The 22,685-nt window shown below is 43.4% G+C and carries 21 protein-coding genes; 14 read left to right on the top strand and 7 right to left on the bottom strand.

Features of this window, described 5'->3' with window-relative positions; translation table 11 throughout:
- Window positions 1–111: 111 nt before the first annotated feature.
- The 8 genes from queA (at window position 112) to GSF04_RS20595 (ending at window position 9,141) form a co-directional block, all read left to right on the top strand.
- On the top strand, window positions 112–1,149 hold the full coding sequence (gene queA, locus GSF04_RS20630; RefSeq protein ID WP_211858658.1) for a tRNA preQ1(34) S-adenosylmethionine ribosyltransferase-isomerase QueA: 1,038 nt from the start codon (window positions 112–114) through the stop codon (window positions 1,147–1,149).
- A 214-nt stretch (window positions 1,150–1,363) separates the two neighbouring features.
- Window positions 1,364–2,503, top strand: coding sequence for a tRNA guanosine(34) transglycosylase Tgt (tgt, locus tag GSF04_RS20625; RefSeq protein WP_010374167.1), 1,140 nt, complete (start codon window positions 1,364–1,366; stop codon window positions 2,501–2,503).
- Window positions 2,504–2,523: 20 nt separating this feature from the next.
- Entirely contained in the window at window positions 2,524–2,862 is a 339-nt protein-coding gene (gene yajC / locus GSF04_RS20620) for a preprotein translocase subunit YajC (protein ID WP_010374166.1), read from the top strand.
- A 24-nt stretch (window positions 2,863–2,886) separates the two neighbouring features.
- Entirely contained in the window at window positions 2,887–4,746 is a 1,860-nt protein-coding gene (gene secD, locus GSF04_RS20615; protein ID WP_039492735.1) for a protein translocase subunit SecD, read from the top strand.
- 9 nt (window positions 4,747–4,755) lie between these two features.
- Window positions 4,756–5,700 carry a protein translocase subunit SecF gene (gene secF / locus GSF04_RS20610; RefSeq protein WP_095728065.1) on the top strand — a complete coding sequence of 315 codons (945 nt, stop codon included), beginning with the start codon at window positions 4,756–4,758 and terminating at the stop codon, window positions 5,698–5,700.
- A 132-nt stretch (window positions 5,701–5,832) separates the two neighbouring features.
- Window positions 5,833–6,360, top strand: a complete 528-nt coding sequence (locus tag GSF04_RS20605; RefSeq protein WP_010374160.1) for a hypothetical protein — start codon at window positions 5,833–5,835, stop codon at window positions 6,358–6,360.
- Window positions 6,361–6,472: 112 nt separating this feature from the next.
- Window positions 6,473–8,254, top strand: a complete 1,782-nt coding sequence (locus GSF04_RS20600) for a bifunctional diguanylate cyclase/phosphodiesterase (protein ID WP_039492731.1) — start codon at window positions 6,473–6,475, stop codon at window positions 8,252–8,254.
- An 86-nt stretch (window positions 8,255–8,340) separates the two neighbouring features.
- A complete protein-coding gene (locus tag GSF04_RS20595) occupies window positions 8,341–9,141 on the top strand; it encodes a transporter substrate-binding domain-containing protein (RefSeq protein ID WP_211858657.1) in 801 nt (266 codons plus the stop codon).
- On the opposite strand, the gene GSF04_RS20590 is transcribed toward GSF04_RS20595, so the two are convergent.
- The 4 genes from GSF04_RS20590 to GSF04_RS20575 all read right to left on the bottom strand — a co-directional run bounded on the left by GSF04_RS20590 (window position 9,138) and on the right by GSF04_RS20575 (window position 12,951).
- Window positions 9,138–9,758: a hypothetical protein gene (locus tag GSF04_RS20590; protein ID WP_223193778.1), complete on the bottom strand. Its 621-nt coding sequence runs from the start codon at window positions 9,756–9,758 to the stop codon at window positions 9,138–9,140. The two genes, GSF04_RS20595 and GSF04_RS20590, sit on opposite strands and share 4 nt — an antisense overlap.
- 371 nt (window positions 9,759–10,129) lie before the next feature.
- On the bottom strand, window positions 10,130–11,761 hold the full coding sequence (locus GSF04_RS20585; RefSeq protein ID WP_211858656.1) for a methyl-accepting chemotaxis protein: 1,632 nt from the start codon (window positions 11,759–11,761) through the stop codon (window positions 10,130–10,132).
- A 126-nt stretch (window positions 11,762–11,887) separates the two neighbouring features.
- Window positions 11,888–12,598: a 16S rRNA pseudouridine(516) synthase RsuA gene (rsuA, locus tag GSF04_RS20580; RefSeq protein WP_039492725.1), complete on the bottom strand. Its 711-nt coding sequence runs from the start codon at window positions 12,596–12,598 to the stop codon at window positions 11,888–11,890.
- A 23-nt stretch (window positions 12,599–12,621) separates the two neighbouring features.
- The gene (locus GSF04_RS20575) at window positions 12,622–12,951 is read right to left on the bottom strand and encodes a 5-carboxymethyl-2-hydroxymuconate Delta-isomerase (RefSeq protein ID WP_211858655.1); all 330 of its coding nucleotides are present in this window, start codon (window positions 12,949–12,951) and stop codon (window positions 12,622–12,624) included.
- A gap of 81 nt (window positions 12,952–13,032) precedes the next feature.
- Here GSF04_RS20575 and GSF04_RS20570 point away from each other — a divergent pair, with 81 nt between their 5' ends.
- From GSF04_RS20570 to GSF04_RS20550, 5 genes are all read left to right on the top strand, one after another.
- Window positions 13,033–13,824 carry a hypothetical protein gene (locus tag GSF04_RS20570; RefSeq protein WP_211858654.1) on the top strand — a complete coding sequence of 264 codons (792 nt, stop codon included), beginning with the start codon at window positions 13,033–13,035 and terminating at the stop codon, window positions 13,822–13,824.
- The gene (locus GSF04_RS20565; protein WP_211858653.1) at window positions 13,808–14,431 is read left to right on the top strand and encodes a LysE family transporter; all 624 of its coding nucleotides are present in this window, start codon (window positions 13,808–13,810) and stop codon (window positions 14,429–14,431) included. Before GSF04_RS20570 ends, GSF04_RS20565 begins: the two co-directional genes overlap by 17 nt.
- Window positions 14,431–14,961 (top strand): gamma-glutamylcyclotransferase family protein, encoded by a 531-nt coding sequence (locus GSF04_RS20560; RefSeq protein WP_211858652.1) that lies wholly within the window; start codon window positions 14,431–14,433, stop codon window positions 14,959–14,961. The genes GSF04_RS20565 and GSF04_RS20560 overlap by 1 nt, the downstream gene beginning before the upstream one ends.
- A 45-nt stretch (window positions 14,962–15,006) precedes the next feature.
- Window positions 15,007–16,569 carry a serine hydrolase gene (locus tag GSF04_RS20555; protein WP_211858651.1) on the top strand — a complete coding sequence of 521 codons (1,563 nt, stop codon included), beginning with the start codon at window positions 15,007–15,009 and terminating at the stop codon, window positions 16,567–16,569.
- A 104-nt stretch (window positions 16,570–16,673) separates the two neighbouring features.
- Entirely contained in the window at window positions 16,674–17,594 is a 921-nt protein-coding gene (locus GSF04_RS20550) for a histone deacetylase family protein (RefSeq protein WP_211858650.1), read from the top strand.
- Here the strand turns inward: GSF04_RS20550 and GSF04_RS20545 are convergent.
- Entirely contained in the window at window positions 17,591–17,890 is a 300-nt protein-coding gene (locus GSF04_RS20545; protein ID WP_211858649.1) for a DUF4144 family protein, read from the bottom strand. The genes GSF04_RS20550 and GSF04_RS20545 overlap by 4 nt on opposite strands.
- Window positions 17,891–17,966: 76 nt before the next feature.
- Between GSF04_RS20545 and GSF04_RS20540 the strand changes: the two genes are divergently transcribed.
- On the top strand, window positions 17,967–20,483 hold the full coding sequence (locus tag GSF04_RS20540; RefSeq protein ID WP_211858648.1) for an EAL domain-containing protein: 2,517 nt from the start codon (window positions 17,967–17,969) through the stop codon (window positions 20,481–20,483).
- Here the strand turns inward: GSF04_RS20540 and GSF04_RS20535 are convergent.
- Both GSF04_RS20535 and purD read right to left on the bottom strand, forming a co-directional pair.
- Window positions 20,456–21,277, bottom strand: a complete 822-nt coding sequence (locus GSF04_RS20535; protein WP_130127015.1) for a DUF2797 domain-containing protein — start codon at window positions 21,275–21,277, stop codon at window positions 20,456–20,458. The genes GSF04_RS20540 and GSF04_RS20535 overlap by 28 nt on opposite strands.
- A 114-nt stretch (window positions 21,278–21,391) precedes the next feature.
- Window positions 21,392–22,675, bottom strand: coding sequence for a phosphoribosylamine--glycine ligase (gene purD / locus GSF04_RS20530; RefSeq protein WP_211858647.1), 1,284 nt, complete (start codon window positions 22,673–22,675; stop codon window positions 21,392–21,394).
- Window positions 22,676–22,685 lie beyond the last annotated feature (10 nt).

The raw sequence follows: 22,685 nt of genomic DNA, 5'->3' as shown, positions 1-22,685 counted from the left end.
ATTACCGTTTTAGACTCGCTAGGTTAAAGGTATTTACGCAAGGTTACAAGCACTTGATTTCGCCAAAACACCGCACTAGACTTGGCGCACTTTTAGAAATGAGGCCTTTCCATGCGCGTAGCAGACTTTAGTTTTGATCTTCCTGATGAGTTGATTGCCAGACACCCAATGAAGGAACGCTCTAGCAGTCGTCTTCTTACCTTAAATGGCAATAGTGGTGAAATAGAACACAAAGTATTTAGAGATATTTTGGCACTTATTAATCCAGAAGACTTAATCATCTTTAATAACACTAAAGTTATTCCTGCTCGTATGTTTGGTCAAAAAGCCAGTGGTGGAAAACTCGAAGTACTGGTTGAGCGCGTTGTAGATGAGCGTACTGTGCTTGCTCACGTAAGGGCGAGCAAGTCGCCAAAACCTGGTACTAAGATTGAGCTTGAAGGCCAAGCAAACGCAGAGATGGTTCAGCGCCATGGTGAATTATTTGAGTTGAGATTTGAGGGCGAAGAAAGTGTATTGGCTATTTTAGATAAAATTGGCCATATGCCTTTGCCTCCTTATATCGACAGACCGGATGATGAAGAAGATAAAGAGCGTTATCAGACTGTGTATGGTGAGAAACCAGGCGCAGTTGCCGCACCTACCGCTGGACTGCACTTTGATGATGAATTGATGGCCAAGCTAAAAGACAAAGGTGTTGAGATGGCCTTTGTTACTTTGCACGTGGGCGCAGGTACGTTCCAGCCAGTGAGAGTCGATTCGGTGGAAGAGCATGTTATGCACTCAGAATATATCGAGGTCTCAGCAGAAGTCGTGGAGGCAATCAAAGCGGCAAAAGCCAGAGGAGGACGCGTCATCGCGGTAGGTACTACGTCGGTGCGCTCACTTGAGTCTGCGGCTAAAGCAAACGGCGGTGAAATTGCTCCACTTTACGGCGATACCGATATTTTTATTTATCCGGGCTACCGTTTTAACGTGGTAGATGCAATGGTGACTAACTTTCACTTACCAGAATCAACGCTCATCATGTTAGTGAGTGCGTTTGCAGGGCAACAACATATTATGAAGGCCTACCAAACCGCCATTGAACAGAAATACCGCTTCTTTAGTTACGGTGATGCGATGTTCTTGCAAAAGCAAGATAAGTAACTCACGCCATACAACTATTTAAATGCCCAGTGTTACTGGGCATTTTGCGTTTTATAGCTGTAAAGTTGCAAGCTCGATATGGACTTTGTGTTTTTTATCCCAATATTAGAATTGCGCTAGTAATCTTGGTAGAATCGAAAGATCACTGCCCTAAGCATTGGCTTAGCACGTTTTTTAGTCAAAGTTGGACTGTTTTTCCGACAACGAGGTAACAATGAAATTTGAATTAGATAGCAAACAGGGTAAGGCTCGCCGAGGTCGCTTGATTTTTGACCGTGGTGTGGTAGAAACGCCTGCATTTATGCCTGTTGGTACTTACGGCACAGTAAAAGGCATGACCCCTGATGAGCTCAAAGAAACGGGCGCACATATCTGTCTAGGAAATACCTTCCACTTGATGCTAAGACCTGGCACTGAGATCATCAAGCAGCACGGTGATCTGCATGACTTTATGAACTGGGATAAACCGATTTTGACCGATTCAGGCGGCTTCCAAGTATTTAGTCTTGGTGCAATGCGTAAAATTTCGGAAGAAGGTGTGTTGTTCAAGTCACCAGTTAATGGTGAGAAAATCATGTTGTCTCCAGAAAAAGCGATGGAAGTACAGCGCGACTTAGGGTCAGATATCGTCATGATTTTTGACGAATGTACGCCGTATCCAGCGACAGAAAAAGAAGCAAAAGACTCGATGGAGCTAAGCTTACGTTGGGCTAAGCGCTCCAAAGATGCACATGCTGACAATCCTTCTGCACTATTCGGTATTATTCAGGGGGGGATGTACCCAGAGCTTCGTGCCGAGTCACAAAAGGGTTTAGAAGAAATCGGCTTTGACGGTTATGCACTTGGTGGTTTATCAGTTGGTGAGCCTAAAGAAGACATGATCAATATTCTTGACCAATGTGCCTATAAAATGCCAGAAAACAAGCCACGCTATTTAATGGGTGTTGGTAAACCAGAAGATTTGGTTGAAGCGGTGCGTCGTGGTATCGACATGTTTGACTGTGTAATGCCAACGCGTAACGCTCGTAATGGTCACTTATTTGTAACCGGTGGCGTGGTGAAAATCCGTAATGCAGCACACAAAACAGATACCAGTCCACTAGATGCGGAGTGTGATTGCCACACTTGTAAGAATTACTCTCGAGCGTACTTGCATCACCTAGATAAGTGTAATGAAATTCTAGGCGCTCGACTCAATACCATCCATAACTTACGTTATTATCAACGTTTGATGGAAGGAATGAGAAATGCCTTATCTGAAGGCACATTTGATGAATTTGTCGAAGACTTTTATGCGCGCCGTGGCATTGCGGTGCCAGAGTTGGCTGACGTTGGTTTGACAGAAAATAATTAATTTATAAACGAGGAAGTGAAATGAGCTTTTTTATCTCAAACGCGCATGCTAGCACTGCTGCGGCAGCACCTGCTGGTGGTGGCATGGAAATGCTAATCATGTTAGGTATTTTTGGTTTGGTATTTTATTTTTTAATTTACCGTCCACAAGCCAAGCGTGTTAAAGAACACAAAGACCTAATGGGTGCATTAGGCAAGGGTGATGAAGTACTAACTCAAGGTGGACTAGTGGGTAAAATCACAAAAGTTGCTGATGACAAAGACTTTGTTGTAATCGCACTAAACGACCAAACTGAAGTGACAGTGCAAAAGTCAGCGGTTTCAGCTGTGTTACCTAAAGGTACAATGAAATCACTATAAGAATAACAATAAAGGGATAGCCCAGTGTTAAACAAGTATCCAATGTGGAAGTACTTACTTGTTCTCGCTGTGTTGGCTATCGGTATTCTTTATGCCACACCTAACTTGTATGGTCGCGATCCGGCTATACAAGTGTCTGGCACAAAAGGTGCTGATGCGACGCTCAGTGTATTAGATCAAGTTAACGAAACCCTACAAAAGAACAACCTTGCCGTAAAATCTTCTGTGTTAGAAGACGGTCAAATCCTTGTTCGCTTCAAAAATGTTGAAGATCAGCTTAAAGCACAAGATATTTTGCGTAATAGCTTAAGCGACGATTACATTTCAGCAATCAATATGTCTCCGGCACAACCTGAGTGGTTAAAAGACTTAGGTGCAAACCCAATGAAGCTCGGTCTAGATTTAAGTGGTGGTGTTCACTTCACTATGGAAGTGGATATGGTCACGGCGATGGACAATGCACTTGAGCAAATGGAGCAAGATTTCAAGAGTGATTTACGTGAAGAGAAATTGCGTTATCGCTCGGTGCGTCGTGTTTCTAATAGTGAACGTGTACAAGTAACGATGCGTTCGGAAGAAGATAAAGACGCGGCAATGAGCTTCTTGAGAAAACGTTACCCGGGTAACGACTTTATCAATGATAGCAGCGATAGCCTTGCTTTCTTCTCAAGCCTTAGCGACCTTAAATATAAAGAGCTGCGTGAATACGCTATCAAGCAAAACGAAACTATTATTCGTAATCGTATTAACCAACTGGGTGTTGCTGAACCAAATGTTCAACGTCAAGGTGGTGAGCGCATAATTGTTCAACTTCCAGGTGTTCAGGACACGGCTCGTGCGAAAGAGATCCTCGGTGCTACTGCAACGCTTGAGTTCCGTGAAGTAGACGAAAATGCCGACGTGCGTGCAGCAGCACAAGGTCGCATTCCTCCTGGCACTGAAGTGATCCCACATAAAGATGGCTATCCTGTTGTGCTTAAAAAACGCGTTATTCTTGAAGGTACGCATATCACAGGTGCGCAATCTGGTATGGATGAATATCAGCGCCCTCAGGTGAATATCAAGCTTGATAGCAAAGGTGGGGCAAAAATGAATGCCTTTACTAAACGTGCTATCGGCAAACGTATGGCGACGGTTTTTATCGAGTACAAACCATCTGGCAAGAAAGATGAAAACGGCAAAGCGTTACCACCAATCAAAGTGGAAGAAGTGATTAACGTTGCTACGATTCAAGCGCGTTTAAATAGCTCTTTCCGTATTACTGGTATTGATAGCCCAGCAGAAGCACATAACTTAAGCTTGCTACTACGTGCAGGAGCACTGGTTGCGCCAATTCAAATCGTTGAAGAGCGTACTGTAGGTCCAAGCCTTGGTCAGGAGAATATCGAAGCGGGTATGACTGCGGTTGTCCTTGGTTTTGCTTTTGTTCTTGCCTTTATGCTGCTGTACTACAAAGGCTTTGGTCTGGTAGCAAACTTAGCGCTTGCGGCTAACCTCATCATGATTGTGGGTGTGATGTCGATGATCCCAGGCGCGACGCTGACGTTGCCAGGTATTGCCGGTATCGTATTGACCGTCGGTATGGCCGTTGACGCTAACGTACTTATCTTTGAACGTATTCGTGAAGAAATTGCGGAAGGCCGCAGTCCGCAGCAAGCCGTTCACCATGGTTACGATAGTGCATTTAGTACGATTTTTGATGCCAACATCACGACTTTAATTGCTGCGGTGATCCTATTCTCTGTTGGTACAGGTCCAATTGCAGGCTTCGCGGTAACCTTAGCTATCGGTATCATAACCTCGATGTTTACAGCGATCGTTGGTACGCGTGCAGTTATTAATGCCATCATCGGTGGCAGACGTATCACTAAGCTATCAATCTAGGAGACGGACATGCAATTATTAAACTTAAAAGGCACTATCCGTTTTATGTCGGCAAGAAAGCTTTCCATGGCTTTCTCTGCTTTGTTGATCTTGGCTTCAATCGGCTCGTTTATGGTGAAAGGACTAAACTTTGGTTTGGACTTTACCGGTGGTACGGCAGTTGAAGTTGGATTTTCACAGCCAGCAGACTTAGCAAAGGTACGTAGTGTATTAGCCGAAAATGGTTTTGCCGATGCGTCTGTGCAACTTTTTGGTTCAAGCCAAGAGGTATTAGTGCGACTCGCCCCTCGTGGGGACGACGTGAAAGCTGAGGTATTAGGTAACCAGCTTATTGCAGCACTTAAGCAAGCAGACGAAAGTGTGGTGATGCGCCGCATTGAATTCGTAGGTCCAAGTGTTGGTGAAGATCTCAAAGAGCAGGGTGGCTTGGCGATGCTAACCGCGCTTATCTGTATCTTGATTTATGTTGCTTTTCGTTTTGAATGGCGCTTTGCGGTAGGTGCTGTATTTGCACTCTTCCACGATGTTGTACTGACAATGGGTCTGTTCTCTATCTTAGGTCTGGAATTTGACTTAACGATTTTGGCGGCAATATTGGCGGTAATTGGTTACTCACTTAACGATACTATCGTTGTGTCTGACCGTATTCGTGAAAATTTCCGTAAAGTACGCATTGATGACACCTTAGAGATCATCAACATTTCACTGACACAAACGCTTAATCGTACATTAGTGACCTCAATCACGACTATCCTTGTGTTGATCGCGCTATTTGTATGGGGTGGTCAAACCATTCATGGTTTTGCGACGGCCTTACTGTTCGGTGTATTTATCGGTACCTATTCTTCTGTTTATGTAGCGAGTTCAGTTGCAGTAGCAATGGGCGTTAGCAAAGAAGATTTGATCCCAGTAGAAGTTGAAAAAGAAGGTGCAGACCTAGACGCTATGCCTTAATCACAGAAGTTGTTGTGATAATCGAAAGCGGCTTTTTGGCCGCTTTTTTGTTGTTTGTAAAACGTCATTTTATTGTTTCTAAAAAATGACAGTAGTATATAATGATAATCGTTATCAATAAAGGAGATACTTATGTACAAACTTGTGATGGCGGTTGGCGCATTAACATTAATGACCGCATGTTCTAAGCAACCTGAATTAGAACAACGCACAGAGTCCGCTCCCACGGAAGCAACCTCATCTTTGGCGCAATATAAAGCACAAGCCGAGACTTTACTTGCGGATATTCGTATCGAGAAAGATGCTGCTGCACTTGAAGCACAATCCGCCGATCTTGTGACGCTTTCTAGAACTTTGCTTAATGAGTTTGTGGCCAAGTATCCTCAGTGTCAGACTTATCTAGATGCCTTGGATAAGGCCGCTGATATCATTCCTACTTTACCACTTGAAGAGATCGAAACTGGCTATCACGCAGATGGCAAATTACCCAAGTTTGATGACCCTGTTTGCTACCATGCAAAAGATTTATTAGTGCATCCAGCAACGGTTCAAGCGATTGCGATGAAAGGGTTTAGTGGCGCTGAAGACTATAAGAGCGCAGAGATGGAAATTGTGGAAGTGATTGCACACTTTGATCAGGTAGAACGAGCGCTGAAGTAAGCGGTTGAAAATCATTCAATTGCAAATTGGGTACATTTCACCCGATTGACATATATCTGTCATACTCTGTTGCTACCGTGCGCGATTATACTTTTACAGTGAGTTTAATGCTGTGGATCCTTCGCGCACGTTAGTACTTAATACAATAATAAAAGAAAAAGCTGTATTTACTCTGTTTCAGCCTATCTACGATCTTGCGAAACGGCAAATCTTAGGGTTTGAAGCATTAAGTCGTGGCATGTCCGGCTCATTGTTGGAATCTCCAGACAAGCTTTTTGCGATCGCGAGTAAGCAGGAGCGTTTGTCAGAACTCGAGATTATCTGTCGTGAAGCCGCTATTAAGCAGTTCGTCTCACTCAACCTTCCTGGTAAGTTATTTTTAAACGTTAGTCCAAAAGCGTTACTTGATCCGAGCCACCCAAAGGGCGAAACCAGACATCTTACAGAAGTGTATGGGCTCGATCCCAAGCGTGTCGTCATTGAAGTGACTGAGCAAGACAAAGTAGATGACGCGAATCTGCTACTAACTACAATTACTCATTATCGAGAACTTGGGTTTCAAATTGCGATTGATGATTTGGGAGCGGGTTATTCTGGTCTCAGAAAGTGGTCGGAGTTATGCCCTGACTACGTTAAAGTCGACAGATATTTTATCGACCATTGTGACCAAAGTGTGGTGAAACGTGAGTTTTTAAAGTCTATTATCGAGCTTGCTAAAGCCACTAGCACTCAAGTAATTGCCGAGGGAATTGAGCGGATGGAGGAGCTAAAGCTGATAGAGCAGCTCGGTATTGTAAACGCTCAAGGCTTTCTGCTCGCGAAGCCAACTCGAAAGCCACCGACAGAGCTGGCGTTGTTAAAATCCCTTCATTCGGAAGTTCGTTCCAGTGTCAATCAATTTGAGCAGTCGATGGCAATCGGTTGGCTTGCCAAAGAGGCCAATGCTATCCATGAATGTACGCAATGTATCGATGCTCATAGGCTGTTTGAACAAGATCGCAAGCTAACCAGCCTTGCAGTGGTTAATGATGCTAGAGAGCCTGTTGGGCTGCTACACAGAGATCAACTGACTGAGGTGTTTGCGGCACCATATGGCCATGCGCTCTTCGATAAGAAATCAGTGATTAAGTTGATGGATAAACAGCCGTTAGTGGTGGATGAGCAGCAAGAGCTTGATACGGTGAGTAAGCAAATAACCGACCATGAATTTGATATTCGACGTCATATCATTATTACTAGAGATGGTCGTTATCTTGGCTTAGCGCCCTTGAGAGACATACTCAAGCACATCACAGAAGAAAAAATTCGTCATGCTCAACATGCCAATCCATTAACCATGTTGCCGGGCAATGTCGCGATAAATGAGGCAATAGAGCAAAGGTTACGTTCACATCATGACTTTTCTCTTGCATATATCGACCTTAATCATTTTAAGCAGTTTAATGATTTATATGGATATGCCAGTGGCGATAGCGTGATTAAGCTACTTGCCGAGGTGACAGTTGATGTATGTGCACAGAGCTCAAGTTTTGTTGGGCATATCGGGGGCGACGACTTTATGGTGGTGTTCGATAATAATGATGCAGAAGTGTTGTGTCATGAGATCATCACTCAGTTTGAGCTTAAATCAAAAGCCTTTTTTACTCCCGAGCATGTTAGTGCTGGCGGTTACTGGGCAACAAATCGTGAAGGGCAAAAGCAATTTGTACCTTTACTCACTTTATCGATTGGTTTAGTGAGACCAGATTTACAACACTGTATCAATTCGCACCAAGTTGCAGCTTTAGCAACGGATGCTAAGAAAGAAGCAAAGCGCTATCGTAATAGCTATTTATTTGTATGTAACCGTCGCAAGCCTACGGTATCGACTGTACGATTGGAAAATGCAGGTTGACTATATTTTTAATTACGCAATAGTAATAGCAATCCGTAAAAATACTCTTGATTGTAGTATTGTTTCCCCTAAAAGAGGGTTGTGCGATGAAGTTAAAGTTGAGTGTAATTATCTCTGCTCTGGTGTTTCAAAGTGCTTGCATAGCGGCGCAAACCCCCGATTTAATCTATGTCGCGAAAGAAGCGCGAACCTTGTACGATCGCGATCTTTATCTTTACGAATTACTAGAAAAGGCGCTGGCGGCTGCTAAGTACTCAGCTCAAATTGAACACATCAAAATCCATCCTCATCAACAGCGCACGCTAATGGCACTAAGCCGAGGTAAGGTTGATTTACATTGGTCGATGACCAGTCCTGCTCGTGAGCAAATTGCTATTCCTATTAAGGTCCCCTTGTATGATGGACTTATTGGTAAACGTGTGCTGATTGTTCATAAAGATATTTATCCAGCCATAAAAGCAGTTCGGTCACTTAACGAATTAAAGCGTTTTACCGCAGTTCAGGGGCACGATTGGCCTGATACCAAAATTCTAAGCTATAACGGCCTTAAGGTCAGACCGATTTCTGATTATCAAACTATGTTTAATTTGATTGCGGATAAGAAAGCGGATTATTTTCCACGCTCGGTGATTGAGGCAAATTCAGAGTTAATCGCACAAAATAACGAGAACCTCATGATCGTACCTGATTTTCATCTATCGTATTCAACCGCCTTTTACTTCTTTGTAAATAAAGACAAGCAAGCGCTGGCAAAGGCTTTGGAAGAAGGGCTTGCCAAACTTCAAGAGTCTGGAGAGTTACAAACTTTAAAACAAAAGTATGGTTTAGATAAACAGTTTACAAGCGCAACTATAAACTTGGTGAATCCGTATTTTACAGAAGATTAACGCTTTTTGCGTAAGCTTGGCAGCGCATAGTCGTATTCCTCTTTATACGTTAAGGCAGTTAAAACAAGTAGGACGCCACAATTGGAAGCGTAAATAATGTAGCCACTAACGTCAAAACTGTAGAAGAAGATAGTACTGTTTACACCTTTAGCATGTCTTAAATAGTTTTCAACAAGTCCTGCAAAACTCATAAATACCCCTAAAATTGCCAACCAAGGTAAGATGGAATCTGCGAAGGTAAATCTCACTTTTGCCTTAGGAAAAAGCTTTTTAGTTAATTCAACTCGATGCGTTAAAGGGAAGACAACTGATAAATTTATTAAAAAATGTACGCCAAAAATAATGCTATTTTGGAGTAAGCGACTGCTTTCGGTTGAAGATAAGCTAATTAATCCGGATGAAAAAACAATGACTTCGAGAGAAAAAGGAATTGCAACCAGAATAGCTAAAGTGGAAATGTTAATGTCTTTCAGCCGAATCCCCACCACCAAAATTGCAGAGATCGTCATAATGTAAATTAAAAAGAAGTGATACCTAATATCATATAGTACAAAAAGACCTACTCCGATAACAGCGTAAGGAAGAAGTAGATCTCTTATTGAAAAGTTCTTTTTCATTTTTTTTGACAATCTAAAACTTAGTCTTTCTTTTGAGACTCTTGGCTTTTTTGTTGTGGAAATTCAGGTTCAAAAATACCGCCACCAGAAACTTTTTTGCATTCTTTCAAATTTAGCTTTTGCATTATCATAGTCCTTATTGAACACACTTGAATACCAAGTGATCAAATTGTATTGGATTTATCTTTTATTGTGATTCTCACAACTTCAGGAGAGCCGTGCCAGACTACTCAACCGACACTCCCGACAGGTACAAACTTAACACCAAATAAACACAAGGTGAATGAAAAATTAAAGAAAATTTTAAAATAATAGTTTAGATATATTTACACTATTCTAATGGTCTGAAAAGTAAAGATAAAATTAATTTTTCACACCTTGAATTTAGCCATCTCAAGCTCTAGATTTCCGGATAATGATTTAATCGTATCGGTTGCTTTATGTGCTTTTTCTGAGACGCTAGCCGTTTGCGAAGCGGTATCAGAAATAATAACGACGCGTTTAGCTGTATCTTCTCCTGCATCCAACTGTTCTTTGGCTGCTTGAGCTATTTGATGACTCATTTGCGATATAGATTTTAAAGAATCGGCGACTTGCACAAGCGCTTGGGATGCTTTAGACGACATACTTACTGTCTTTTCACTTGTTGCAATACTCAAGCTTACCGAAGCCTTCGCATCTTGAGTCGCACTTTGCAGTTTAGTGATCATGGTACGGATCTCTTCTGTACTGCTTTGAGTGCGCTGAGCAAGCTGTCTGACCTCGTCCGCTACGACAGCAAAGCCTCGTCCTTGCTCTCCAGCTCGTGCTGCCTCTATCGCAGCATTGAGAGCCAGTAAATTGGTTTGCTCGGCGATAGATTGGATTACGGTAAGTACATTGGCGATATTAGATACTTCTTCATCTAGCACTTGAATGTTATTACCAGCGCTGTCAATTTGTTGCTCTAATAATGCAATTTCAGTCGCTGCTTGAGCTGTCAGTTTGTCGGCTGCATTACCTTGCTTTTCAGCCTCTTGAACTGAATCTGCAGCTTGCTCGGCATGTTCGACTACGGTTTGTGCTGATGCTGTGAGCTCGGTAATTGCTGAAGCCACCATTTGAGTTTCTGCATTTAAACTACGAGTTAGATTCTCAAGTTCTACTGATCGTACCTCGCTGTCTGATGTTTGGTTTTGTAGCGCCTTGGTTGCTTCCTTAAGTCCTTCAACTACACCTCTTAGTCCGCCTTGCATATAGGCCATAGCTGCGAGAATACTATAATCTTGACAGTCAGCAGTATTGATTGGTGTAGTCAGGTTTCCTCTTGAAACATGCTTTACTATTTCGAGCACATCATTGATTTCCGCACCAAGTTTGTTATTCAAAGACAGGCCAAACCGCGCAAGTGCGGTGGTTAATGCAACGGCAACCACTAAAGAAAGTGCAACTAACCAGATTGCGGTGTCCCAATAGCGCTCGTTCACTTCTTTATAACTAATACCAGTGCCGACATACCAGCCAAACCCTGGGGTTTTTTGAACCACTGAGGTCAGGTCGACAACTTCTCCATTTCGTAATGAGGTCCAATTGTAGGTAATGATCCGATCAAATTGGTTACCGACTAAACGCTTTACCATGCTGCCTATGCTTTTGCCGTCAGCATCTTCAAAGTCATTAAAGCTGGTGTTATGTAGTTGGGGGTCATGAGGTGTTGCTACGAAGTCCATTTTATCATTAACAACATACACATACTCAGAGTCATGATATTTATTTTCTCTTAAAACTTGAATTGCCATCTCTTTTGCTTGTTGCTCAGTCAGTTTTCCTTGCTCTGCAAAGTGCTCAAACTGTTTAACAATATTAACGGTGCTTTTCATTAATTGGTTGATACGCGCAATATTATCGCTTTCACTGGCATGGCGTAGAGCTTGAAGACCTACAAAGGCAACGGCAAGTAATGAAACAAATATTGCGGCGGCAAAGGTAATTATTTTTGCTTTTAATGTGAAACTAGAAAACACAGGATCGCCCCCTAAAAATACTCTCATTACATGATTTAGCATGTTTAGGGGGAGTTTGTAAGTAGGTTAATGCCCTATGCGGGTTATTTTGAGATGATATTTACTCATACTACCTAAGGGTGACGACTAATTTGCATTAATTATGCTTATTTCTTCATCAGTTAACGGGCGATATTCCCCCTCAGCAAGGGTTGGATCAAGTTCGATTCCTGCAATGTTTTCTCTATGGAGTTCAACTACTTGGTTGCCAACTGCGGCAAGCATGCGCTTGACTTGGTGATATTTTCCCTCGCAAATAGATAAGCGTAGTGCAAATTTATCAATAAGCTCCGCTTTTGCTGGCAAGGTTGCTTGTCTTTCACCGTGTAACTCAACGCCTTGCTCAAGCTGTGTTAGCGCTTCTTCAGTGAGTTCATCGCGACTTTCTAGTACATAAGTTTTAAACTTTTGTTTTTTCGGCGAGGTGATTTGATGAGACCAATCACCATCGTTAGTGAGCAGAACCAAACCCGTCGTATCGATGTCCAGTCTACCTGCAACATGAAAATCTTTTAAGTTAGGTTCTTCGATTAAATCGAATACTGTAGGGTGCAATTCATCACTATTTGCACATACATAACCTTGCGGTTTGTTTAGCATATAGTAGCGTAAACCCAAATACTCTAGGCGATTGCCATCGAAAGTAATGTGGTCTGCTGGGGTGACTTGGATATCGCCTTTTTTGACGACATTGCCATTAACGGTAACTAGACCTTTTTTAATATTAATTTTGACCTTGCTGCGCGGCATCTCTGCAACGTGGCTCAAAAATTTCTCCAATCTACATGGAAATTTCATAGCTAAATAACTCGAATAATAAATTAGTTTTTGCGGTAAATATCGGATAATAAATCATAGCAATGGACACTGAGAGCAAAATGCTCCCCGACCTTTGCGAGCAAAAGCTTTAGAGCACCTTCCGTGAGTATTTGTTTTTGCTCTAATGTTCTACCAGCCATCATATGGATCTGTAGGTGAATAAATCCTTGTTTGCCATCACCTAACTGAAAATGCTCAAAAGCAACAGCACGGGTTTTGACGGAAGTTGGATCAAACAAGCCACTTGCACAGGCAAATTGCTGCACCTGTGATACTAATGCCTCGGTGTCAATTGGCAAATTAGCTGAGTGTTCGAGAATAAAGTGTGGCATGTGAAACTCCATGTTTTTGCATTAGGCTCAGAGTTTATGCTATTTATCAGGGGTTATTCCAGAAAAGAGTGAATTATTAGCATGCTGTCCTTATTTAAAGTCTCACCTTTGCTTAGCGATGAAGAAACCCAATGGTTAATTGATACCTTTGTCTGGGCATTTGAGCATTTTGATGGCGAGTACTTTTTAAATGAAACGCAGATCATTACTCCGACTCCCAGTTGTTTTCCTGAGCCGGTATCCAGTATTGAAGAGATGGCGGCAGTGGTTTTCTCCCGAGTAAAGTCCTATGCGGGATTACAACAGTGGCCAATCACTTTGGTTGCGCCTGAACGCATGCTCGCGTCGACCAGCATGACTAAGTTAAACATTGCAGGGCGTTGGCGCGGTGAGCAAGCGGTCATCGCTGAAGCGGCTGCGCCTATTTTGATTTCTTATAATCCCAATCAAATAAATCAGCCTCAAGATCTGATCGCCAGTTACGCAGGTGTTATGGCAAAAATTTTAATTTTACAGCGTGGCGTGTTACCTCCAGGTGGGGAAGCGCAATTAGACGCGGCTTGTGATGTGCTGGCGAGCTTTTTTGGTTTTGGGGTCATGGTGTCTAATACCGTATATCACTTTAGGGGAGGATGTGGTTCTTGCTACAACCAATATGCCAACCGAAAAGCTGCACTGACGGAGCAGCAGAGTGTTTTTGTGCATGCCCTAGTATGTCATTTTAAAGGGGTGAAAGATGGTCATAAGCATCTTAAGTCACATCTTGTAAGTCAGTATAAAAAGGCGAAAAAGCAAATTAATACTCTAATGGATAACTCAGAGCGTGGTGATTTACTGGCCTTACAGGAGCATGCACATGCTCGTTTATCTTGATGAGTTTATTTTAATTGCGCTGGCACATTTTTTTGCTGTCGCAAGTCCCGGTCCCGATTTTGCGATAGTGCTTAAACAAAGTGTACAGCAGGGTAGAGCAAACGCCCTTTGGACAAGTTTTGGGGTTGGCCTTGGTATTTTAGTACATGTCAGTTATTGCTTATTGGGAGTTGCGTTACTGCTATCTCAATCTGAAACCTTGTTCACAGCAGTAAAATACTTAGCCGCGCTTTACCTCACTTACCTTGGTGTCCAAGCGTTGCGGTATGCAAAACCCAATTCAGAGCAAGAAAATATCACTGAACACGCTGTTACTGAGTCTAATTGGACTGCATTAAAACGAGGTTTTTTGGTCAATGCCTTAAATCCTAAAGCAACGCTGTTCTTCTTATCGCTTTTTACCTTAGTGATTGAGCCAACCACACCAAGCAGTGTGCAGTTGTTTTACGGTGTTTATATGGCGTTGGCTACCTGGGCTTGGTTTTCGTTTTTATCTTTAGTTTTATCAAAAACAACGGTAAGACAATTTTTTCGTCGTGCAGGACATTGGTTTGATCGCGGGATCGGTGTGATCATGTTACTGCTTGCAGTAAGATTGGTGATCTAATGTGTGACAAAAACATTATTAACTTTAGTTTTGGTTCAAATATGTCGACCGCACGCCTGCTCGCTCGCTTACCACAAGCGAAGCTACTTGGAGTGGGAAAATTGCATGGCTATCGGCTGACTTTTGATATGTTGAGCACCGATGGTTCAGCCAAGTGCAGTATTACGCCGAGCATTAAGGCAAATAGCCATGTTTATGGCGTTTTGTATGCGTTGGATGAGCAAGAAAAAGCGCGTTTGGATGACATTGAAGGGGAGCGTTACAGCTGTCATTGCTTGCCAGTTGAAAGGCTAGATGGCGGTATGGTGGACGCCTGGTGCTATATTGCTAACACCTTTGTGGAACATCAATTACCTTTCGATTGGTACGTACATCATGTGTTGGCCGGGGCAAAGGAGCATCAGTTTCCGACCAGCTATTTACAGGCAATTTCGGCGCAATCACACGTTACAGATAATAATAGTGACAGACAACAACAAGAATTAGCCATCTATCAATGTGATATTACGAAGTTAAATCTCAAAGCTTGACTGGTAACATCATGATTGGTTGTGGCAAAAAACCAAGGAAAAATAATGAAAATAAAACAATGGCTATTAACCTCAGGCCTAGTTGCTGCGAGTTTTCTTAGTGCACAGGCAAGCGCGGCAGTAAATCAACAGGATGTTGAAGCTGCGGTAAAAAGTGCAATGACAAAGTTTAATATTCCAGGTTTGGCAATTGGTATCGTAGAAGATGGTAAGGTTGTGATGATCAAGGGCTTCGGAGTGACGCATTTAAATAAGCCAGCCAAGGTCAATGCGGATACCTTGTTTGGTATTGCATCTAACACCAAAGCATTTACGGCAGCAGCGCTGGCGATGTTGATAGATCAAGGCAAACTGAGTTGGGATGACAAAGTCACCAAATACATTCCAGAATTTAAGCTTTACGATAGTTATGTTACTCAAGAGATGACGATCCGCGATTTATTAAGTCATCGAAGCGGATTGGGTCTTGGGGCGGGTGACCTTATGATCTGGCCTGATACTGATAAAACCATGACTGAATTGCTGGCAGGTATTTCACATCTCAAACCGGATTCAAGTTTCCGTAGTCATTACGCCTATAACAATTTGATGTTTGTTGTTGCAGGAGAAGTCGTAAGCCGAGTTAGTGGTAAAGATTGGCGCGATTTTGTTGAGCAGGAAATGTTTACCAAGTTGGATATGGATGACTCAAAGGCTGGATTCTCTCGGATCCCGGCTAACAATAGTAATTGGGCGACTGGCCATATTCCGATGGATGGCAAACTTACACCGTTCTTTGTTAACTACCTAGAAGATTTCCGTGGTGCTGGCGCTATTGCGTCTAACGTGGATGACATGACCAAGTGGTTACAAACTCAGCTTGCAGGTGGTCGCTTACCTTCTGGCGAGCAGCTATTTAGCCAAGAGCAACAAGTGCAAATGTGGCATCCACACATTACGCGTATTCCCGCAGCAAAAGCCGCAGAAGTATACCACCAGCAGTTTAGAGGGTACGGCCTTGGCTGGGCGGTAGAAGACTACTTTGGTTATAAAAAGGTAGGTCACGGCGGTGGGATTTTAGGTATGGTGTCGCAAGTGGCGATGATCCCAGAGAAAAAATTGGGGGTGGTGGTCTTATCAAACCAACAAAAATACCCCGCACTTTCCGCGATTATTAATGAAGTGTTTGAAGATGCGCTTGGCCTAGAAGATAAAGACTGGGTGCAGATCATCGCCGATGATTACTTCAAGGCGCAACAAGAAAAATATGCCAAAGCTGGGATAATCGAAGTTGCAAAACCACAGCCCGCTTTACCATTAAACAACTACACGGGAACACTAAATAGCGCTTGGTATGGCGATGTGGTAGTGGAAAAGCTCGATAAGGAACTGCGCATTGATTTTACGCACACGAAGCGCTTAAAAGGGAAGCTTGAGCACCTAACCGGTAACACCTTTGTGGTACGGTGGGATGAGCCATTACTTGAAGCAGATGCTTACATCAATTTTGTGATGGATAAATCACAACGGGTTGAGTCTGCTGCAATGGAATTTGTTAATCCGGAAATAACCGACTTTAGTTTCGATTTTCATAACTTGGATTTAAAGGCGAAAGAAATCCAGCATTAGGATATACCAAAGTATCAAAGCCACAACTATGTGGCTTTGATATAGTGAAAGGATAGCTACTTAAATCAACCACGTCGCAAACTAACATAGGATGTATATTCGTTATGCGTACTGCAATTATTACTCATCCATATTGCCGCAAGCATAAAATGACCGAGGAACATCCTGAGTGTCCTGCGAGGTTAGATGCGATATCAGACAGGTTGCTAGCGTCTGGACTTGATATCGCCATTGAGCACAAAACGGCGCTGAAAGCCGATACCTCACACTATGCATTGGTTCATGATCAAGCCATGATCAAAGAAGTAATGGATAAAATCCCTAATAAAGGGTTAACCGAGTTAGACGGCGACACTTGGCTTTGTCCTGATTCTATGAAAGCGATTGAACGCGCTGTCGGCGCAGGAATACTTGCGGTGGACGAAGTGGTTGCAGGTAAACTTGATGCTGCATTTTGTTCTGTTAGACCTCCTGGGCACCACGCCAATCAAAGTACTTCATCGGGATTTTGTGTCTTTAATAATGTTGCCATTGCCGCCGCTTATGCCAAGACAAAGGGCGTAGAGCGGGTGGCTATATTGGACATCGATGTACATCATGGTAATGGCACACAAGATATTTTCAAAGACGATCATAGCGTGTTACTTTGCTCTTTATTCCAACACCCTTTTTATCCAAATACCGCGATTGAGAATCATCAAACACTTATCAATTCCCCTTTGAGTGCGGGAGCGGACGGTACAGACTTAAAAGCCTTGGTGGAGCAGCAATGGTTACCTAAGCTGCAATCATTTAAACCTCAGCTCATTTTTATCAGTGCAGGGTTTGATGGTCATTTAGAGGATGATATGGGTGGGCTCAAGTTTGTTGAACAAGATTACCAGTGGTTTACTGAGCAAGTGGTTGAGTTTGCAAACTCATCGGACTGTTTGGGGATTATTTCCTACTTAGAAGGGGGCTATGATCTTTCTTCTTTAGGCCGCAGCGCCGTGACACATATCAAAGCGTTGGTTGAAGCCGGTTAGCTTAGACTTAATAAATCAAAAGCCTGCTGAGTAGTGCTCAGTTGGATTTTGCTCACGCAACACTGGCCTTCGTCAACGAGATATTGTTGCACTAATTCGGTTAAATATTTCAAATCAATACACTGCACGGGCGCACCGTGTACGTTGCTGCAGCAATCGTTTGGGTATACTAGAATTAACCGCTTGAGTGACGCATCATCGAGCAGATGTGTTGCATCTCTAAGTGCTTTTTCATCTTCGATAAACTCTATACTTTGGTCTAATACCAGCAATAAAGGATAGGTTTTTATCGCCATAATTTGTTCTTGGTCAAGTTATCAAAAGTGTCGCCCAGTATACTTCAAATTGGAATAATATTGCGAGAGTGTGCTTATGGTTGGTGATTCACGTCAGTTACAGATCAAAGAAGTATTTACCAATAGCTTGTTATGTTGCGATGAGCAAACCAGTCTATATGATGCGGTTGCGCAAATGCGAGCGAGCAGAGTGAGCTCGATCTTTATTACCCGTGCCGATGACATTATTGGTATCTGGACTGAGTCGGATTGCGTTAAACTCAACTTTAACGATCCTGACTTTGCCCAGGTGTCGATCCGGGAAGTGATGACTACACCGGTGCAAAAAATTCAAATTGATAAAACCTTGAGTGAGGCGACGGTCAAGTTCCACCAACTAGGGATCCGTCACTTACTCGTGGTGGACTCGGATAATCTACCTTGTGGTGTGGTCTCTTTATCCGATATTGTGCGCAGTCAAGGGCTCGACCATTATTTGCATTTTAGACCAATTGAGCAACACTTTGACTCGAGCATTGTGATTTTAGACAGTGAAGACTGCGTCTCTGATGTTATCAATAATATGCGTGAGCTTAAGCTTACCGCTGTGCTGGTGTATAACCGTGAATTAAATGAGTATGGCATTATTACTCAGCGTGATATTGCGTATATTATTCTCAATCCTGATTGGCGTCAGCCTTGCTGGCAATTAGCCAGCTATCCGATGCTCTCCATGACGCCAAAAGACAGCCTATTCGATGCTTATCGGCTGATGACGGTAAACTCCATTCGTCATTTGGTAGTGACTTCCCCAGACTCGCAACAAGTGATAGGGTTATTGGCGCTCAAAAATGTTCTGACTGAAATTGAAACTGCGTATTGTAGCGAACTGGAAAAAGTCCTAGTACAACGTGATATTGCACTGCAAAAATCGGAGAAGAATCTTTATCTAGCTAACCGCATCATTGATGCTTCTCTCGATGGCATTATGATCACCAAAAGTTCAGGTGAAATAATCCAGATCAACCCAGCGTTTAGTGCGCTTACCGGCTACAAAGATTACGAAGTACTAGGGAAAAACCCAAGCATATTGAGCTCTGGGCTACATGATGAATGCTATTATCAGAGCATGTGGCAAACGCTCAGAGAAACAGGTGTGTGGCAGGGCGAGATCTGCAATCGTAAAAAGAGCGGTGAGATTTATGTTGAATGGCTTACGATTATTGAGATCAGAGAGCCGTACAGTGACGACATGCTCTACGCAGCCATTTTTAGTGACATTACGGAGCGTAAAAATGCTGAAGAAAAAATTGCTCGCTTAGCCTATTTTGATGAATTGACTGGGCTGCCTAATCGCCGCTTATTTTACGACAGACTCTCTATGGCATTGGCATCAGCGCACCGCTACAAGCAAAAACTCAGTGTGATGTTTATAGATTTAGACCGCTTTAAGGAAGTGAATGACTCTCTTGGCCACAGCGCCGGAGATGAGTTATTGGTACAGGTTAGCGAGCGGATAAAGTCTATTCTGAACGAAGGTGACACCTTAGCGCGACTTGGTGGCGACGAATTTGTTGTGCTACTGAGCGAAGTGAATGGCATGTCGGAGGTCATTGAGTTTGCTGACCAAATGTTGATGGCACTATCGAGCCCCTTTCAACTTGGTGATATGCAGGTGGCTGCAACGGCCTCAATGGGGGCTGCTATTTATCCCGAAGATGGTCATGACACGGAAACATTGCTTAAACACGCCGATGTTGCTATGTATCGCTCCAAAGAAGTAGGGCGCAACTCCTTTCAGTTATTCGAAGCTTCGATGAATGCACGCTCATTTGAGCGTTTATCCATGCTAAGTCGTTTTCAGAATGCCTTAGAAAATGATGAGTTTGAACTGCATTTTCAACCCTTGCAGTGCTTAACCAGCAGTCGTATTTCCAGTGTTGAGTGTTTACTGCGCTGGCGTGACCCAAATCTTGGGATGATCTCACCGGCTCAATTTATTCCACTTGCTGAGGAGCTTGGGCTTATTATTCGCTTAGATCAGTGGGTAATAGATAAAGCCTGTCAGCACTTGGCTAAATGGCAACGCGCAGGTGTTGAGATTAGGCGCTTGGCGATTAATATCTCGGCGTCACATGTCACTCAAGGTGACCTGTATCAATGTGTTGCGCAGGCATTAAAGAAGCACAACGTCGACGGCAAGTATCTTGAGCTTGAGCTTACTGAAAATAGCTTTATCGGTAATCTGCTTGAGGCTAAGTACACCTTGAAAAAACTCAAGGAGCTGGGTGTAAAACTGGCGATTGATGACTTTGGTACAGGGTATTCTGCGCTCAGTTACTTGGCTAAACTGCCCATCGATATCCTAAAAATAGATGCTAGTTTTATTGCTAAGGTGCCCGATGAATATGGCAACAGCGAAATTGTTTCAGCAATTGTGGCGATGGCTAAGGCGCTCAACCTGCAAGTTGTAGCTGAGGGCGTAGAAAAGCCTGTACAGAAACGTTACCTGCGCAAGCTTGGTTGTCATACAATCCAAGGTTACGTCTTCTGTAAGCCACTTACAGAAGACGATTGGCATGCATTTTATTCGTCAGAGAAGGTAATTTCGTAAGAAGTAAACTTACGGATATTGATCACGCCATTATCAAAAATAAGATATTGGCCTTTGATCCCTTCAAGCACGCCTGATACTACAGGGTCTTTATCAAAGTTAAACGAGCTGATTTTACTCGGGTGCTGCTCTACAGGGAAAGTGAGATCAACCACTTCTTCGTCCAGCACTTCAATGGCGGTTGCACCAAAGAGTTCAGCAAGTTCGTCGAGCTTTGCTTGGATCTCGGGAATAAGCTTAGCAGCTTCTGCTTTGAGGTCTATTTCAGGATTGATGCCTTTGAGCATATTGCGCCAGTTAGTCTTATCGGCAATAAACTGAGCCAGTGCCACTTCCACTAATCCTGACTGGTGACGGGTCTGCACCTTAAAAATCGGCAGTGCTTGCGTTGCGCCTTGATCTATCCAACGTGTTGGGATCTGCGTATGACGAGTGATCCCAACTTTAAGGCCTGAGGTATTGGCCAAATACACATAGTGCGGGATCATACAGTTCTCTTCGCCCCATTGGGGTTCACGACAGGTGCCTTGATCATAGTGGCAGGTCTCTGGCTTCATAATGCACATGTCGCAGCTCGCGAGTTTTCTCATGCACACGAAACAGTGGCCTTGCGAATAGCTCTTTTTGGTTTTTTTACCACAGCTACTGCAAAATATATTGCCAGTGAAGGTAAGGGTGACAGATTTACCAAAGTAGTCATTGAGTGATACTAAGTTATCACCCACGGGTAATTGATATTGAATAGGTTCAACAAGCGCTGACTTTAACTTGCTGAGTGTACCTTGTACTTGCATCTTTGCCCCTAAAAATGCTCATAAAAGGGTAGGATACCATTACAAACTTAGAAACGCAGTGTGTAAAAATGAAAAAGGCCAGCGTCGGGCTGGCCTTGCAAAGCTTAATGTGAATTAGCTTTCGCGTGCGATTGCACGATATGCGATATCTGTGCGGTACTCTACACCATCCCAGTGAATGTCTTTCACTAGAGAGTAGGCGCGTTTTTGCGCTTCGGTTACCGTGTGGCCAAGGGCCGTTGCACATAATACTCGACCACCAGCGGTGACTACATGCTCGCCATCTTGCTTAGTACCAGCATGGAACACTTTTTCACCTTCAGGGTAGTTCACTTGAAGACCTGAAATAGCATCACCCTTAGGGTAGTTACCTGGGTAGCCACTAGCTGCAAGCACAACACCAACAGCAGCTCGCGGATCGAATTCAATCGATGTTTGATCAAGCTCTTCTCGGTTTGCCGCTTCAATTAGCTCAACTAAATCAGACTGAAGGCGTAACATGATAGGTTGTGTTTCTGGGTCACCAAAGCGGCAGTTATACTCGATAACTTTTGGTGTGCCGTCTGCTGTGATCATCAAACCAGCGTATAGGAAACCTGTATAAGGGTGACCTTCTTTCGCCATACCTTCAACCGTTGGATTGATCACTTCGGCCATGATGCGGTCATGAATATCTGGCGTGACTACAGGAGCTGGAGAGTATGCACCCATACCACCTGTATTTGGGCCTTTGTCACCATCGTATGCACGTTTGTGATCTTGGCTGGTGGCAAAAGGAAGTACATTTTTGCCGTCAACCATGACGATAAAAGAGGCTTCTTCACCTTCTAAAAATTCTTCAATAACCACGCGGCTGCCCGCTTCGCCAAAAGCATTCCCCGCAAGCATATCGCGGATAGCTTCTTCCGCTTCCGCTTCGGTCATTGCCACGATAACCCCTTTACCAGCAGCAAGACCATCAGCCTTAACGACGATAGGTGCTCCTTGTGCTTTCAAGTAGGCAAGCGCAGGCTCAATCTCTTCAAACGTTTGATAAGCTGCTGTTGGAATATCGTGACGTGCTAAAAAGTCTTTAGTAAACGACTTTGAACCTTCCAACTGCGCAGCCGCTTGAGTAGGTCCAAAAATAGCTAAGCCTTCTTCACGGAAACGATCAACTACACCGATAACCAGTGGCGCTTCAGGGCCAACAATGGTTAATTGCACATTGTTTTCTTTAGCAAAGACGACTAAGGCATCGATATCTTCAACGCTGATAGCCACGTTTTCGAGTTTAGGCTCAAGCGCAGTACCTGCGTTACCAGGTGCTACAAAAACTGTTTTTACAGATGGGTTTTGTGCGGCTTTGAACGCAAGCGCATGCTCACGTCCACCGCTGCCAATGACTAGTACATTCATGGCGAAATTT

Origin of the sequence: Pseudoalteromonas sp. A22 (assembly GCF_018141345.1) — a bacterium.
Taxonomy (GTDB): Bacteria; Pseudomonadota; Gammaproteobacteria; order Enterobacterales; family Alteromonadaceae; genus Pseudoalteromonas; species Pseudoalteromonas maricaloris.
Note: the sequence above shows the minus strand (reverse complement) of the source record. Positions and strands in the feature narration are given on the sequence as shown.